The sequence below is a fragment of the Bacillus sp. FSL M7-0003 genome (assembly GCF_038628485.1).
Taxonomy (GTDB): Bacteria; Bacillota; Bacilli; order Bacillales; family Bacillaceae; genus Bacillus; species Bacillus safensis.
The window spans coordinates 1,912,075-1,927,539 of record NZ_CP152024.1; the positions used below are offsets into that span (position 1 = coordinate 1,912,075).

At 42.3% G+C, this 15,465-nt stretch carries 12 protein-coding genes and 1 pseudogene; 4 read left to right on the forward strand and 9 right to left on the reverse strand.

The features are described from left to right. The first annotated feature begins 38 nt into the window (after positions 1-38). Positions 39-605, forward strand: a complete 567-nt coding sequence (locus MHI23_RS09590) for a GNAT family N-acetyltransferase (RefSeq protein ID WP_342491926.1) — start codon at positions 39-41, stop codon at positions 603-605. Between the two features lie 65 nt (positions 606-670). Here the strand turns inward: MHI23_RS09590 and MHI23_RS09595 are convergent. The 5 genes and pseudogenes from MHI23_RS09595 to proC form a co-directional block, all read right to left on the reverse strand. Further along, positions 671-994 (reverse strand): annotated as a pseudogene (locus tag MHI23_RS09595) (MBL fold metallo-hydrolase); the annotation flags it as partial. Positions 995-1,018: 24 nt separating this feature from the next. After that, a complete protein-coding gene (locus MHI23_RS09600; protein WP_241743553.1) occupies positions 1,019-1,447 on the reverse strand; it encodes an MBL fold metallo-hydrolase in 429 nt (142 codons plus the stop codon). A gap of 208 nt (positions 1,448-1,655) precedes the next feature. Next, positions 1,656-2,924 (reverse strand): glutamate-5-semialdehyde dehydrogenase, encoded by a 1,269-nt coding sequence (locus MHI23_RS09605; protein WP_034621371.1) that lies wholly within the window; start codon positions 2,922-2,924, stop codon positions 1,656-1,658. A gap of 18 nt (positions 2,925-2,942) precedes the next feature. Next, positions 2,943-4,061: a glutamate 5-kinase gene (gene proB, locus MHI23_RS09610; protein ID WP_024428364.1), complete on the reverse strand. Its 1,119-nt coding sequence runs from the start codon at positions 4,059-4,061 to the stop codon at positions 2,943-2,945. A gap of 27 nt (positions 4,062-4,088) precedes the next feature. After that, entirely contained in the window at positions 4,089-4,934 is an 846-nt protein-coding gene (gene proC / locus MHI23_RS09615; RefSeq protein ID WP_073205920.1) for a pyrroline-5-carboxylate reductase, read from the reverse strand. A gap of 422 nt (positions 4,935-5,356) precedes the next feature. On the opposite strand from proC, the gene MHI23_RS09620 reads away from it, so the two are divergent. Beyond that, positions 5,357-6,553 carry a cytochrome P450 gene (locus MHI23_RS09620; RefSeq protein ID WP_025093141.1) on the forward strand — a complete coding sequence of 399 codons (1,197 nt, stop codon included), beginning with the start codon at positions 5,357-5,359 and terminating at the stop codon, positions 6,551-6,553. Positions 6,554-6,683: 130 nt separating this feature from the next. Then, the gene (locus MHI23_RS09625; protein WP_034621412.1) at positions 6,684-8,726 is read left to right on the forward strand and encodes a molybdopterin oxidoreductase family protein; all 2,043 of its coding nucleotides are present in this window, start codon (positions 6,684-6,686) and stop codon (positions 8,724-8,726) included. A 44-nt stretch (positions 8,727-8,770) separates the two neighbouring features. Here the strand turns inward: MHI23_RS09625 and MHI23_RS09630 are convergent, their stop codons facing one another. From MHI23_RS09630 to xylA, 3 genes are all read right to left on the reverse strand, one after another. After that, the gene (locus MHI23_RS09630; protein ID WP_025093139.1) at positions 8,771-9,457 is read right to left on the reverse strand and encodes a glycoside hydrolase family 11 protein; all 687 of its coding nucleotides are present in this window, start codon (positions 9,455-9,457) and stop codon (positions 8,771-8,773) included. A gap of 87 nt (positions 9,458-9,544) precedes the next feature. Beyond that, the gene (xylB, locus tag MHI23_RS09635) at positions 9,545-11,044 is read right to left on the reverse strand and encodes a xylulokinase (RefSeq protein ID WP_342491927.1); all 1,500 of its coding nucleotides are present in this window, start codon (positions 11,042-11,044) and stop codon (positions 9,545-9,547) included. Positions 11,045-11,079: 35 nt separating this feature from the next. After that, positions 11,080-12,417 (reverse strand): xylose isomerase, encoded by a 1,338-nt coding sequence (gene xylA, locus MHI23_RS09640; RefSeq protein WP_024428359.1) that lies wholly within the window; start codon positions 12,415-12,417, stop codon positions 11,080-11,082. Positions 12,418-12,627: 210 nt separating this feature from the next. On the opposite strand from xylA, the gene MHI23_RS09645 reads away from it, so the two are divergent. Further along, positions 12,628-13,788: an ROK family transcriptional regulator gene (locus MHI23_RS09645; protein WP_024428358.1), complete on the forward strand. Its 1,161-nt coding sequence runs from the start codon at positions 12,628-12,630 to the stop codon at positions 13,786-13,788. A gap of 46 nt (positions 13,789-13,834) precedes the next feature. Here MHI23_RS09645 and MHI23_RS09650 read toward each other — a convergent pair whose 3' ends face one another. Then, positions 13,835-15,442, reverse strand: coding sequence for a glycoside hydrolase family 43 protein (locus tag MHI23_RS09650; protein ID WP_342491928.1), 1,608 nt, complete (start codon positions 15,440-15,442; stop codon positions 13,835-13,837). Between the last annotated feature and the right edge of the window lie 23 nt (positions 15,443-15,465).

Genomic DNA, 15,465 nt, shown 5'->3' on the forward strand with positions numbered 1-15,465 from the left:
CATCCAGAAACATCACTACGCATGGAAAGGATAAAAAAATGAACAAAATAACTCAACATGAAGTAACATTAGCACAAGCAAATAAAGAGGACTTCCCTTCAATGAAAAAAGAGCTCCAGAAAGCTTTTACAGCTGGCGTGATCGATGCATTTGGCGATGCGCATGGTGGACCAATTCCTCCAGATGAAGTGATTGATGAATCCTTTCATTCAATTGAACACATTGTTTATCATATTATGCTAAATGGTGAAAAGGCAGGCGGCGTTGTGATCAAAATCAACCAAGAGACACATCACAACTCGGTTGATTTGCTATACATTTCATCATCCTTTCACGGCCGGGGCATTGGTCAGGCAGCATGGAAAGCCATCGAGGCGCAATATCCAGAAACGATTGTATGGGAGGTTGTGACTCCATACTTTGAAAAACGCAACATTCATTTTTATGTCAATAAGTGCGGCTTTCAAATAGTTGAATTTTATCACTTACACCATCCAGACCCAAACGCACCTCATGAAGCAGCAGATCCAGGCAATGAACCTTTAGCACCTGAGGAATTTGAATTTTTTAAATTTGAGAAGGTCATGAAACCAATAACAACATAATTGAGATCCTTTCAACCACAAAAGTCGATCCTTCTACTATTCGAAGATCGACTTTATGATTTTTATTAATCTAGCGTTATTTTAAAACCGTCATATGCAAACATCATATCCTTAGGTAAGTATTCACCTCGTTGAATGATGTCTATGTCATGTGATAAGTGTGTTAAGATCATTTTTTTCGGTTGTAACTTTTGTTTTAACTCCATTGCTTCATTCACATCATAAACCGACCTTTTATTGGGCGGTTGATTTTCTTTCCAGAAAGAAGTCCCGAATATCAATGAATCAAGGTGGTAGAAAGGCAGCCATTGCTCATCAGTTACTTGAAAGGAATCAGTTAAATAGGCCCATTTATATCCATTTATTTTTTGAACTAAAATTCCATAAGACGAACCGTTATGACCATGATTTACTTAATGAAAAGAAATTTTATTGCCATCACTTACCCATTTCGTTGTTCCTACAAAAGTTAGCCCTTTTCTATTGTTTAAGTAAGGAAATCGCTCCTTTAACTGATTAATTACATCTGGAGGACTCACTATTTGTACTTGTTGATTATGCCAGAAGCATAAATCTGCAAAATCACCTAAACCACCGATATGATCGTTATGAGAATGAGTTATAAACACAACTGAAGGAATTGTTCTGTTATTATAAGTTTGAAACTGGATCTTGAAATCGGGTGAAATATCGATAAGATAGCTCTTGTTGCCTAAATGAAATTCACAACTCGGTCTAGTTCGTTGATTGTCTGGTAAGCCCGATTTACAAACTGGACACTTGCATAACAATCTAGGTACCCCTTGAGCATCGCTTGTTCCATAAAATATAAGTGAATCCATCTCATTTCTCCTTTTATAACTCAGCTAAATTTTTGATTTATTCTCTAACGAAACCTACTATTCTCCATAGTTAATCAACATTTGTAATCAGACTACCAATTATAGTTTTAAAAGTAAATATATAGATTGTGATTTAAATTTTCACTCATTCGTATAAACTCACTAAAAAACACTACCTCATAAAAAAGGTAGTGTTTCTTGAATCTTTCTAGCTTCTAATCTGACCGTCACCACACAGAAGCAGCTTAGTTGTCGTGAGTGCAGGAAGTCCCATCGGCCCTCTGGCGTGCAGCTTTTGCGTGGAAATGCCGATTTCAGCTCCATAGCCAAGTGCACCGCCGTCTGTAAAGCGAGTCGATGCGTTATGATAAACAGCCGCCGCATCGACTTCGTTTAGAAACGTGAGTACATTTTTTTCATCTTCTGTCACGATGGCTTCTGAATGTTTTGTGCCGTACTGATCGATATGGCTGATCGCTTCCTCGAGTGAATCGACTACCTTTACTGCAAGATCCAGACTTAAATACTCATCTGTCCAATCCACTTCTCCAGCAGGAACCGCGTTTGAAAAGTAAGACTCTGCTGCCTGGTCGCCATGTACAGTGACACGATGCTCCTGCAAAGCTTCATTTAATGAGGCTGCATTCTCTTTCAGCCATTCGCGATGAATGATCAGCGTCTCAAGTGCATTACATACAGCCGGACGATTCGTTTTTGCATTGATCACAATTTCAATGGCTTTTTTCACATTTGCGGTTTGATCAATAAAGACATGACAGTTCCCTGTCCCTGTTTCAAGCACTGGGATAGTGGATTCTTCTACCACTGTTTTGATTAAAGATGCTCCACCTCGCGGAATTAAAACATCGATCCACTCTTTTAGTTGAAACATCGCCTGAACGGATGAACGATCTGTTTGTTCAATCAATTGCACCGCATCACGAGGAATCTTTGTTTGATCCAATGCTTCATGGATCACACTGACAATGGCTTTGTTGGAAGAAATAGCGGAGGAACCGCCTTTTAAAATCACTGAGTTGCCTGCCTTTAAGGCAAGGCCTGCTGCATCGACAGTGACGTTCGGTCTCGCTTCATAGATCATCCCGATCACACCGAGCGGTACTCTTCGGCTTTTTACGTGTAAGCCGTTATCAAGAGTCCATTCATCCAATATTTCTCCAACAGGATCTGTTAATCTCGTCACGAGCCGCAAACTTTCAGCAAACTCATGAATTCTTTCTTCATTTAACATTAATCGATCCAAGAGTGCCTCTGTGAAGCCCTTTTCTTTCCCAGCATCTAAATCCTTTTGATTCTCCTGTAAAATGAAGCGGCTGTTTCGCTCTAATGCTTCTGCCATTTTAAGAAGCGCGTCATTCTTTTCCTCTGTTTGAAGTAAACTTAGTTTTTTTGAAACATGCTTTGCTTTTTTCGCTTTTTCTTTGACCGATGTGACAACTTCAGCTGTCAGTGTCATGGAATTCCTCCCTTTTGGTTAACAAACTGGAATCGATAAATCTAAATGACAAACAAATGCTTCAAGATCGACGACATGCACGATTTCATCTTGTAACAAATCACTCTTACGTGCGAGTTCATCTGACGCATAATTCACAATGCCAAGACCTATTTCTCTTCCATCTTGATCTAAAATACGGACCACATCGCCTTTTTTAAACGAACCTTTTACGTTGACAATCCCATCAGAATCAAGGCTTCCCTCTCGGTGCATGAGGAATTCCTGTGTTTTCTCTTGAACCACGATCTCACCCTTTGGTCCAGAATGAAAGGCAATCCACTGCTTCTTATAATTGAGCGGCGCTACATTTTCGTCAGCGGTAAAATAAGTACCGTCCTCTGTCCCATTGATGGCTTTGTCTAAAATGTCAGGCGTATCTGCTTTTCCTAAAAAGCCGTTGATCCCTGCGGCCATTGATATTTTAAACGCATCGAGCTTTGATTTCATTCCGCCTGTACCTACGCTGCTGCCTGCGTCTCCAGCAGCTGCTTCGATGTCTTCTGTGATGTCTGTCACTTCAAGAATTCTCTTCGCATTTGGATTTGTATGAGGATTATCTTCATACAAGCCATCAATATCAGATAAAATGGCAAGGAAATCCGCATCAATGAGTCCAGCTACTTTTGCAGACAATGTATCGTTGTCTCCAAACTTCAACCGATTGATCGTCACTGTATCATTTTCATTAATAATTGGGATGATGCCTCGATCTAATAACACGTTCATTGTGTTACGCACATTTTGATAGCGCGTTTCATCAGAAAAATCACTTCTTGTAATTAAGAGCTGTGAGGCAATATAACCGTGTGATAAAAATAAAGTAGAATATGATTCCATTAAAAGCCCTTGCCCAATTGAGGCAGATGCCTGCTTTTCCGGCAGTGTTTTGGGTCTATCAATAAATCCTAGTTTTCGGTAACCAGCTGCAACCGCACCAGATGAAACCAAAATGACTTCATGTCCTTCATCTTTGAGTTTCACAATTTGATTGACGAGGTTTTCTAGTTTTTTCAAACTAATCTCACCTTGAAAGCTAGTAAGAGAGCTGCTTCCGATTTTCACAACAATTCGTTTTCTCTCTTTATCTGCGTACACCTAATCACTCCTGTACCTGAGCTCTATTTATATAGATACTTTTTGTTTTTGCTGATTGCTTATCTCTTTTGATCGATTGGCAGCATGCTTGACAGCCTGCTTGATCGCTTCTCCTCCGCCAAAATCATCTAATGCATTGAGTCCTGCAGCAGTTGTTCCATTTGGTGACGTAATTTTCTCTCTTAGGACAGAAGGATTTTCCTCTGTTTCTTGCAGCATTTTTGCCGCACCGAGGAGTGTCTGCGCGCCAATTTGGCGAGACAATTCCTTTGATAAACCTGCCTCTTCTCCTGCTTCTTCGATTCTTTCCATTAAGAAATAAAAGTAGGCGGGCCCGCTTCCAGCAATTCCAGTAAAAATATCCATTTGCTCTTCCTGAATGGTATAGACTTCGCCCATTTCAGATAAAAGAGCCTGGCTTATGCTCATATGGTCGTTTTTCACGTAACGTCCAGCAGATAAAGCAGTCGCTGATGCTCCGATCGTACTTGATGTATTTGGCATGACCCTCATAACAGGCTGGCCTTCATGCAGCATGTCTTCAATATACGATAGCTTAACACCTGCAAGGACAGACATGATGAGCTGATCTGGCTGAATACGAGGTTTTAATGATTCAAGGGCTGCTTCAGCATCCTTTGGCTTCATGGCCAGGATCAACATATCCATTTCTTCAAAAGGAAATGAATCCATTGCGGCTGTTTGGATTCCGTATCGTTTCGTTAGTTCATTCAATCGAAGTTGATTTTGTCTGTTTGTTGCGTAAATTTGGTCTAGCGGCATCTGTCCTGATCGCACAATCCCTGCAATCATTCCTTCCGCCATAGAACCTGCTCCAATGAAAGCAACTTTCTTTTGATCAATGATATTGATCCTCTCCCTTGTTCGCTTTTTGTTCGTGTTTTTCGCACGTTAGTAATCGTAACATGATGAGAAATCGTGTCAAGAAAGAGCCAGCGCTTTTCAAAAGTCCCGAATGCATGGCCGGCAGCTTGCTGCAAGTATGTTAGCCGTGTTTTTCAAATACAGTAATTTAGATCAAAAGAACTATGTTCATTTGAATCATAGGACCCTTTCGTTCGACTGGATTCACCAATTTATTTTTGGTTTCGGTGACTTCAATTCTATTTTTCAGAAAGCGCTCTCATTTTAATGACTTTCTATTTTCCTATATAGTGAATGTGCTTGAATCTTTCGATTAGACTATTGACATATTTTAGAAAACATGTCCGTTGAAATGATATTTTACTGGTGATACCGTGAAAGAGAAATCATGTGAAAAAGGAGCGTTCATAATGAAAGTGAAAGAAAACTATGTCAATGTGATTCCAATGAAAGAAATCCGTTCTACCGATGACCTTCTTTTCCCATTCCCTATTTACAATGAGCTGCGTGCAGAGAGTGATATTAGATATGATGAGACAAGAAAGTGTTGGGATCTCTTTCGATATTCGGATATCCAGTCTGTTCTAAAACAGCCTAAAGTGTTCTCTTCACAGCGAGGAAGAAGCACGTCTAAAACAAGTATTTTAACGATGGATCCTCCAAAACATACAAAGATGAGAGCGCTTGTGAATAAAGCGTTCACCCCAAAAGCGATCAAGCAATTAGAAGATAAGATCAAAGACTTGACACATGATCTATTAAATCAAGTTAAGGACCAACGTACGTTTGATATTGTGCAAGATTTAGCAGCTCCCCTGCCAGTGATGATCATCGCTGAGCTTCTCGGTGCAGAGGTGCAGGACAGAGAGCTGATTAAAAAACATTCTGATGCCCTTGTGGCAGGTGCTAAGGATGAATCAAAAGAAGCCATTCAGGCTGTTGTAGATATGCAGAAACGCGCTGAAGAGGAGCTGTCCGTTTATTTTGCTCATTTGATCAAAAAACGAAAAGAAACACCAGCCGATGACTTGATCTCGCTTCTCATTCAAGCGGAAATTGATGGAGAGCGTTTAACGGAAAATGAACTGCTTGGCTTTTGTATTCTACTACTCGTTGCAGGCAATGAGACAACGACCAATTTAATAACCAATGCCGTACGACTGCTGACAGAGCAGCCGCATATCGCTGAATCAGTTCGGCAGGACCCCTCTCTTATTCCTCAATTGACTGAGGAAACGTTACGGTATTATCCCCCTGTTCAAGCCATTGGCCGAATCGCTGCAGAAGATGTTGAAATTGCAGGCGCGCACATTGAAAAAGGAGACTATCTCATCAGCTGGGTTGCTTCAGCAAATCGGGATGAACAGAAATTTGAAGATCCAGATACGTTCCGGCTTGACCGAAAATCAAATCCACATATGAGCTTTGGGTTTGGCATCCACTTTTGTCTCGGTGCACCGCTTGCCCGGCTTGAAAGCAACATTGCGCTTGACGTTTTACTCCATACGTTTCAAGACATCACCTGCGCTACAGATCAGCTAAAACCTATTCAAAGCACGTTTGTTTTTGGGGTAAAAGAATTTCCTGTACAAGTCACCCGTTTTTAAAAGTCCCTTTTCAGGGGCTTTTTTTCATTTTCTTCAATTCATCATCTCTTTCTTACCTTCCTCCTCCGAACATGCTAAAATAAAATCCATACAAAGTGATAACGGAATGCAGAAAGGAAGCCGAAAACTCATGACCGATTATACAGCGATGAAAGACGGAATATTCAAATCAGTTTGTTCGTTAGATTGCCCGGATCAGTGCGGTCTTTTAATACATAAAGAAAATGGAAAGATCGTGAAAGTGCAGGGAGATCCGGACCACCCTGTCACACAAGGAAACATTTGCAACAAAGTGCGTAATGTCACAGCCCGTTTATATGATGAAAAAAGGCTGACCACTCCTTTAAAACGTGTTGGCCAAAAAGGCGAAGGTCAGTTTGCACCGATTACGTGGGAAGAAGCCATTGAAACCATTCGGCAAAAATGGACAAAGCTGATCGAAGAAAAAGGACCAGAAAGCATTCTGCCTTACAGCTTCTATGGAAACATGGGCAATCTCAACGCAGAAGGAATGGACCGCCGCTTTTTTTATCGTCTTGGTTCAAGTCAGTTAGACCGAACGATCTGTCAGTCTGCGGGAACGACTGGCTATAAATATACAATGGGTGCAAGCATTGGGACAGATCCTGAAGAAACCATTCATACGAAACTATTTATCTTTTGGGGCATCAATGCCGTATCGACAAATATGCACCAAATCACCTTGGCACAAAAAGCACGAAAGCAAGGAGCGAAGATTGTCGTAATTGATGTTCACAAGAACCAAACCGGCCGGATGGCAGATTGGTTCATTCCGCTTCGGCCTGGTACTGACAGTGCACTTGCCCTTGGCATCATGCACGTCCTTTTTAAAGAGGAACGTACAGATGAAGCCTTTTTAGAGGCTTACACGGTCGGCCATAAGGAGCTGCGCGAGCATGTAAAGCAGTATGATCCAGACACAGTTGAGCGGATCACGGGTGTTCCTAAAGGCGATATCATTACACTTGCAAGAATGTACGCTGAGACATCGCCCTCTCTTATTCGGATTGGGAATGGTTTACAGCACCATGATAATGGCGGGATGAGTATTAGAACCATTTCCTGCCTCCCTGCCCTGACTGGTCAATGGCTGCACAAGGGCGGCGGAGCGATGAAATCAAACTCTTCTTTTCTCAGTTATAATGAAACAGCTCTTCAGCGGCCGGATTTATTAAAAGAACGCACACCTAGATCATTTAATATGAATCAACTGGGCAGCGTGCTGACAAGCGCAGAGCCTTCCGTTGATTCTCTCTTTATCTACTCGTGCAACCCAGCGGTTGTGACACCTGAAGCGAATAAAGTCAGAGAAGGTTTGCTGAGAGAGGATTTATTTACAGTGGTTCATGATTTATTCCTGACAGAGACAGCGGCGTATGCAGACATTGTCCTGCCGGCGACATCAGCCTTTGAAAACGAGGATTTCTATACGTCATACTGGCATCATTATATTCAAATTCAGGAGCCCGTGATAGAACGCTACGGAGAAAGCAAATCCAATACTGAAGTATTCCGCCTGCTTGCCCATGCGATGGGCTTTGAAGATGAAGCCTTCCGCGAGACAGATGCTGAACTGATGGAACAAGCTCTTCATCATCCAGAAAATCCGCATTATGAGGACATTTCATACGAAGCATTAAAAGAAAAGAAATGGATCAAAGCGAAACGTGGACCTTTCCAGGAATTAAAGCTTCAAACCCCAAGCGGGAAAATTGAGCTTTATTCTGAACAAATGAAAAAAGACGGGTATCCAGCACTTCCAACCTATGTGCCCCTTTATCAGGAAAGCGATTATCCGCTTACCTTTATACCGGGACCGAACCATAATTTTCTGAATTCCACCTTCTCACTTCATGAAAAGCATCAAAAGCTAGAGAAATTTCCGAAGCTTCACATGAATGAACAGGATGCAAAGGAAAGAAAAATTGAAGATGGTGACATGGTACGTGTGTTGAACGACCGAGGAGAGTGTGAGCTTGTCGTGTCAGTCGGTCAAAATGTATTATCTGGTGTTGTGGTCAGTCAAGGTTTATGGGCAGATCAAAAAGGCAAAAAGCATTTAGTGAATGGATTAACACCTGATCGATTGGCAGATATGGGCGGCGGCGCGACGTTCTTTTCTGGCAGAGTGGAAGTTGAAAAATTATCATAGAAAAAGTAAAAGCCAGCAAAAACTGCTGGCTTTTTTATAAGCTTTTATCGTCCAATAAACAGCTGGTTGGTCATCACATTCGCACTTCCGCTGCTCTGGTAGCCTTCTACAGTAAATGCTGTTTCATACATTTTACCCATTGGCATGCCTAAGCTTTCCCATTTATTAAAATGCGCACTGACGGAGACCGTTCCGCTTGTACGCTTTGTTTGTCGTACACTCCAATATTGCTTGAAGGTCGCGATCCCGATAATGGAAGGCTGATTAACGCGGGTCGTTTCATAAATGTCATATGTGCCTCCATCTGCATAGAATGATCCTTTATACGCTCCTGTTGGACGATATGTGCCCCATGAATCAACAATGTAGTATTCTGCTAATGGAGATTGTGTCCAGCCATAGACACATAAATAGGAATTCCCGCCTGGGTTAAAGTTTGCGTTGTAATTGATGGAGATGTTGCCAAGCTGATGATGAGTTTTAGTGGAATCAAACTTCTTTCCTTTCCGAAATAAAGCATTTCCGATACTGTTCCAGCCTGCAGTAAATGCCCCGCCGTTATTGAGTGTCATCGAGGTGTTTCCATAATCCTTCCATAATTCATAATCGTATCCGCTATGTGTACCCATTTCATTATTATAAATCGTTTTCGCATCAGCTGGCACAGCCGTCAGTGTCAGCACAAATCCAATACACACCACAAACAAAAGCCTCAATCTTTTCAAATTCATTTTCCATCCCTCTCCTTTTTTCATCCGTATTGTTCTGTCATCCCTAAGGTGAAAAACCCATCACCTCCTTTCATGCAGCCTTCTCAGTTAGATGGAACGATACTGCTTTAACCCGGCATGGATATCTTTTGTTTGTGTATAAATCCTTTGATACAAATGAAATAGATCAGCATATACTTCCGCATGCTGCTGCTCTGGCTCATAAACAGCGGCTTGATGGATCAATTGATTAGCACATACTTCAAGTGACGGATACCATCCGCATCCAGCCGCGGCAAGCATCGCTGCACCTAAAGCAGGCCCTTGTTCATTGTCTAACTGGATGACTTCAGCCTGAAAAATGTCTGCTTGCATTTGAAGCCAAGTCCGACTTCTCGCACCGCCGCCAATGGACACAATAGAATCTATGTTTTTTCCTGCCTGCCGGAATAATGCGATAGATTCATTTAGCGAAAAGGTAATTCCCTCTAACACAGCTCTGACAACATGTGCCCTTTCATGCCTGCTGTCTAATCCAATCAAGCTGCCGCGAATGGTCGAATCCGCATGAGGTGTTCTTTCCCCGACTAAATAGGGTGTAAAGAGCAATCCTTTCGCTCCTGGTGCAACATGAGCCGCACCTTCTAAAAGTGATTGGAACGATTCCTCAGGAGCCAGTAAGTGTTTTGCCCAGTTAAGACTATATCCTGCTGAAAGGGTGACACCCATTGTGTAAAAAGCGTCTTTTTTTGCATGATGAAACAAATGTAAATTCCCTTGAAGCTCCCTTTCATGATCCTCTTCGTAGGAGAGAATCACCCCAGATGTGCCGATGCTGCATAACGTGCGGTCAGAGGACAAGATGCCAGCACCAATTGCTCCGCAGGCATTATCTGCCCCGCCGGCAAAAACTTTCGCGCCTTCTTTCATCCCAACTTCACGTGCAATGTGCGGCAGAAGTGTACCAACCTCCGCCTCTGATGTGACAAGCGGCGGGCAAATATGAGGAGAAATATCAAATGCCTGACAAATCTCCTCACTCCACGTCTGCTCACCGATATTTAACAGCAAAGTGCCAGCCGCATCAGAATAATCCATATGGACAGCGCCTGTTAAACGAAATCTGACATAATCTTTTGGGAGTAAAAACATGTCGATTTGCTGATCAATATGTGGTTCATGTTCCTTTACCCATAATAATTTTGGCAGTGTGAATCCTTCTAACGCCTGGTTTTTTGTGATCTTTTGCAGCCGGTCTCCCAGCTTTTTTGTCATGTGTGCACATTGTGCTGTCGTTCGTGTATCATTCCATAAAATTGCAGGGCGGAGCACTTCGCGAGATTCATTTAATAGAACTAAACCATGCATCTGTCCGGAAAAGCTGATGCCTTCAACTTGTCTTGAATGAACAGGCTGCTTTGCCATCAGTTCTTTCATCACAGCCATTGTCTGGTTTACCCAATCCTCGGGGTGCTGCTCACAATATCCAGGCTTCTCTTGAATGAGGCGGTACGGCTTAGAGGCTTCGCAGCACACCTTCCCGCTCTCATCCACTAATATCGCCTTGACCCCGCTCGTGCCAAGATCAATTCCCATCACATATTTCATGTTTTCACTCCTTCAAAACAGGTCAGCCCCTTCAATTAATCTTCTAACAAGTATTGATTTAAACGGGCTTTCAGCTGTTCCTCTCTTCCCGATTCGTTTCTGATTAAAGGATGTTTCAGCGCATATTCTTCTAATGTATGAAAGTTTGCCTTTCCTTCTGAAATATCACGTCCAATTCCTTCAGAAAAGCTGCGATACCGGTGCTTTATGACATCCTCAAACACACGGTCTTCTATGAGTCTATGAGCGACGCGCAGTCCTTTTGCGAATGCATCCATCCCGGCAATATGGGCATATAAAATATCTTCAAGTTCAAAGGAAGCTCTTCTCACTTTTGCATCAAAATTAAGACCGCCAGACCCTAGACCGCCATTTTGCAGAATTTCATACATGGCAAGAGTTGTGGCATACAGATCGGTTGGAAATTCATCTGTATCCCATCCAAGAAGCGAATTGCCTTGGTTTGCATCAACAGAACCGAGCAGCCCATGAATTCTTGCGACACGTAATTCATGCTCAAACGTATGGCCGGCCAGTGTCGCATGATTGGCCTCAATATTTAATTTAAAATGGGAATCTAATCCGTATTGTTTTAAAAAGGCGATGGATGTCGCTGCATCTGTGTCGTATTGATGAGTGGTTGGCTCCTTTGGCTTTGGTTCGATTAAAAATTGCCCAGTGTACCCAATTTCTTTTGCATAATCAACAGCCATATGCAAGAAAGCCGCCATGTGATCAAGCTCTCTTTTCATATCTGTATTGAGCAGCGTATCGTACCCTTCTCGTCCACCCCAGAAAACATAATTTTCTGCACCGAGTTCTTTGGCGGTTTCAATGCCTTTTTTGACCTGTGCGGCCGCATAGGCAAAGACATCTGCATGACAAGATGTCGCAGCGCCGTGTACAAATCTAGGATGCTTGAACATATTGGCCGTGTTCCACAGCAGCTTTACTCCGCTTTGCTTCATGTATTCTTTCATTCTTTCTAAAATGATGTCTAATTGTTGATTGGTCTCTTGAAGCGTCTCCCCCTCTGGCGCGATGTCACGGTCATGGAATGAAAAATACGGAACATCCAATAGGTCAAAAAGCTGAAAAGCGACTTCCAATCTAGCTTTTGCTAAATCCATTCCGCTATAGGAATCCCATGCTCTCTGCATCGTGCCAGTTCCAAACATGTCTGTTCCATCAGCAGTCAATGTATGCCAATAAGCAACTGAAAAGCGCAGGTGGTCTTTCATTGTTTTTCCGCCAATCACTTCGCTTGGATTATAGTATTGAAAGGCGAGTGGATTTTTTGATTGTTTTCCTTCATATTGAATTTTGCCGATTCCTTCTAAGCTGTATAACGTTTTCATATTTGATTTGGTCATTCTTCATTCCTCCTGAGTACACTTTGTAAGTTGATTCAACAAACTAATGATCAATCTATGAGAAACTCACTTTGAATTTTCCATATTTTTTAGTTTTTTAGAAATATTTTCGTTATAATAAAGTTAAAATCATCTTTCTTACTAAATACATGTGAAAAAAAGCAGCTCTTCTCAACTTAATCTAAAGACGAAACAAATGGAGTGGATAAAGTGGATATCGCTGATCAGAACTTTGTAAAAAAAATAAATCAAAAACTATTATTAAAAGAAATTCTCCAGCATGCGCCCATTTCGAGAGCAAAATTATCTGAACGCACTGGATTAAATAAATCGACTGTTTCCTCTCAAGTAAGTACGTTAATGAAAGAACATCTTGTCTATGAAATCGGTCAAGGTGAGTCTAGCGGCGGGAGAAGACCGGTTTTACTGATGTTTAATAAACGTGCTGGCTGCTCCATCGGAATCGATGTCGGCGTTGATTACGTCAATGGCATATTAACTGACCTTGAAGGGTCTATTCTTTACGAAGAGCAGATCAAGCTCCCACCCAGCTCTCCTGAGGTCACAATACGTAAATTAATTGAATTAATACAGCAGCTCATCACACAAATGCCCTCTTCCCCATACGGGCTCATTGGCATTGGCCTATGCATACATGGTTTAGTGGATGCAGGTGAACAAATCGTGTTTACGCCTCATTCCAAATGGAAAAACGTTGATCTGAAAACCACGCTCCAAGACACATTCCAAGTACCGATCTTCATTGAAAATGAAGCAAATGCCGGTGCATATGGTGAAAAAATCTTTGGTGCCGCTAAACATTATGACCATTTGATCTATGCAAGCATAGGCACTGGCATCGGGATCGGAATCATCATCGATCATCATTTATACAGAGGGGCGTACGGCTTTTCTGGTGAAATGGGACATATGACAATCGATTTTAATGGACCGACATGCAGCTGCGGGAACCGTGGATGCTGGGAATTGTATGCTTCTGAGAAAGCCTTGTTTCAGTCTCTTCAAACAGATGATCAGCACATCTCCCATCAAGACCTGGAACAGCTGGCCAAGTTAAATGATATGAAAACGCTCAATGCCCTGCGCAACTTTGGTTTTTACCTTGGGGTCGGTCTCACAAACGTCCTGCATACCTTTAACCCGCAAGCGATTATTTTAAGAAACAAAGTGATCGAATCACATCAGGCGGTTCTACATGTAATTGAGGAGGAGGTATCCTCGCGAATGGATACGCAATTCAGCTCACATGTAGAGCTGCTCCCTTCATCATTAGGACACAATGCACCAGTATTGGGGATGACATCCCTTGTCATAGAAGCTTTTCTGCAAGATGCCACCCTCACAACATGATCTATATATTTTTCAAAAAGAGGCAGCTCGTAGCGAGTTGTCTTTTTTATTCGTCTGTTTCCTCATAGCGAAAATAGTGAAAATCAGCAGGAAGACGCTCGCCGCTCGTATCTTGGCACTGCATACCGACAAATGCCCCTGTAAAAAACCCCCCACCTCGAATGAAATCATCGGATAAATGGATGGATTCAAGCGGCACATCAATTTCCTTCCACTCTTTTTGATCAAAAGAATAAGAATATTTATATGTCTCTTTCCGAACGGTCACTTTTAAATAGACATAAGTGACCTCGTCTGGAATGATGATTTTATGTGTCAATGGCTGAGAAAAGGCAAGGTTTTCACAAACAGATAGTTCAAGCGTGCGGCCAAGTTCCTCATCATATGTCACCTGGAGTGCTGTCCAGTTTTCCGTATTATAATAATTCACAAGACCTGCTGATTGCTGAAAGTTTTCTGGGAAGAACGAAACAGCTGTCTCTGCTTCAAAATAAAAGCTTTGCCAGCGTCTTGCAACAAATGCTTGGGTAAACTTAGACGTTAAAGATTCGTGGCCGAATAACCTTAAATGCTGAGGTTTCTCCGTTAACGAACCAATCTGATCGGTAAACGGAATTCTTAATGTTTGAAAGTGTCTATTTAGAGTTGATTCTTTAAATTCATCGACTGTATGATAGGTTGGTGCAAAAACCTTTTCTTCGATCTTTGGCGCTTCAACCTCTAGCGTCCCCTCTTTTCCGCCTACAACATAAGGCCAGCCATCCTTCCATTCAAGCTTTTGTATCGCTGTTTCTCTTCCTAAAGGGCACCACCCTCTCTGTTGAAAAATAGATTCCTTGCTTGATTGAATCGGGCGGCCAGTGAGATGAGCGAGATACCATTCATTTGTATGCGTTTGAACGATTGAAGCATGCCCGCATTTTTGAAGCGGATGTTCAGGCACATGAAAGGCACTTAAAATCGGGTTATCAGGATGAACCTCATAAGGCCCTTCAATATGCGAGGACCGGGCAATCGTTGCTGCATGCTCATACCGGGTACCTCCTTCTGCCGTTAATAAATAGTAGTAGTCACCAATATGATACAGATGCGGCGCTTCTGTCAGTTTAATCGGTGTGCCTTTAAAAATGACCTTCCTTTGACCGATGAGCTTCTTTTCTGCCACACTATATTCCTGCAAGGCAATACCTGCAAACGAATGATGCTTTTCCCTATGATCCCACAGCATATTTAAGACGTATTTCTTCCCGCTGTGATCATGGAATAAAGATGGATCAAAGCCGGAGCTGTTGAGCCGGATCGGTTCACTCCAATCGCCGTCCACCTCACTTGCCGTGACCAAATAATTATGACCGTCTTTAAATGGGCCATCCACTACTTTGATATCTGAATAAATAAGCCAAAACTGCCCATCAGCATAGCTTAAGCACGGGGCCCATACCCCGCCAGAGTCAGGATTTCCCTTCATATCCAGCTGTGACGTTTTTTGCAAAGGACGCGCAGCAAGGCGCCAATGGACGAGATCCTTTGAATGATAAATTTGCACCCCTGGAAACCATTCAAATGTAGAGACAGCCATATAATAATCTTCTCCTACACGGCAAATACTTGGATCAGGGTTAAACCCTTTGAGCACTGGATTGGTAATCTTCATTGAACTTCCTCCTCTTTCAGAGA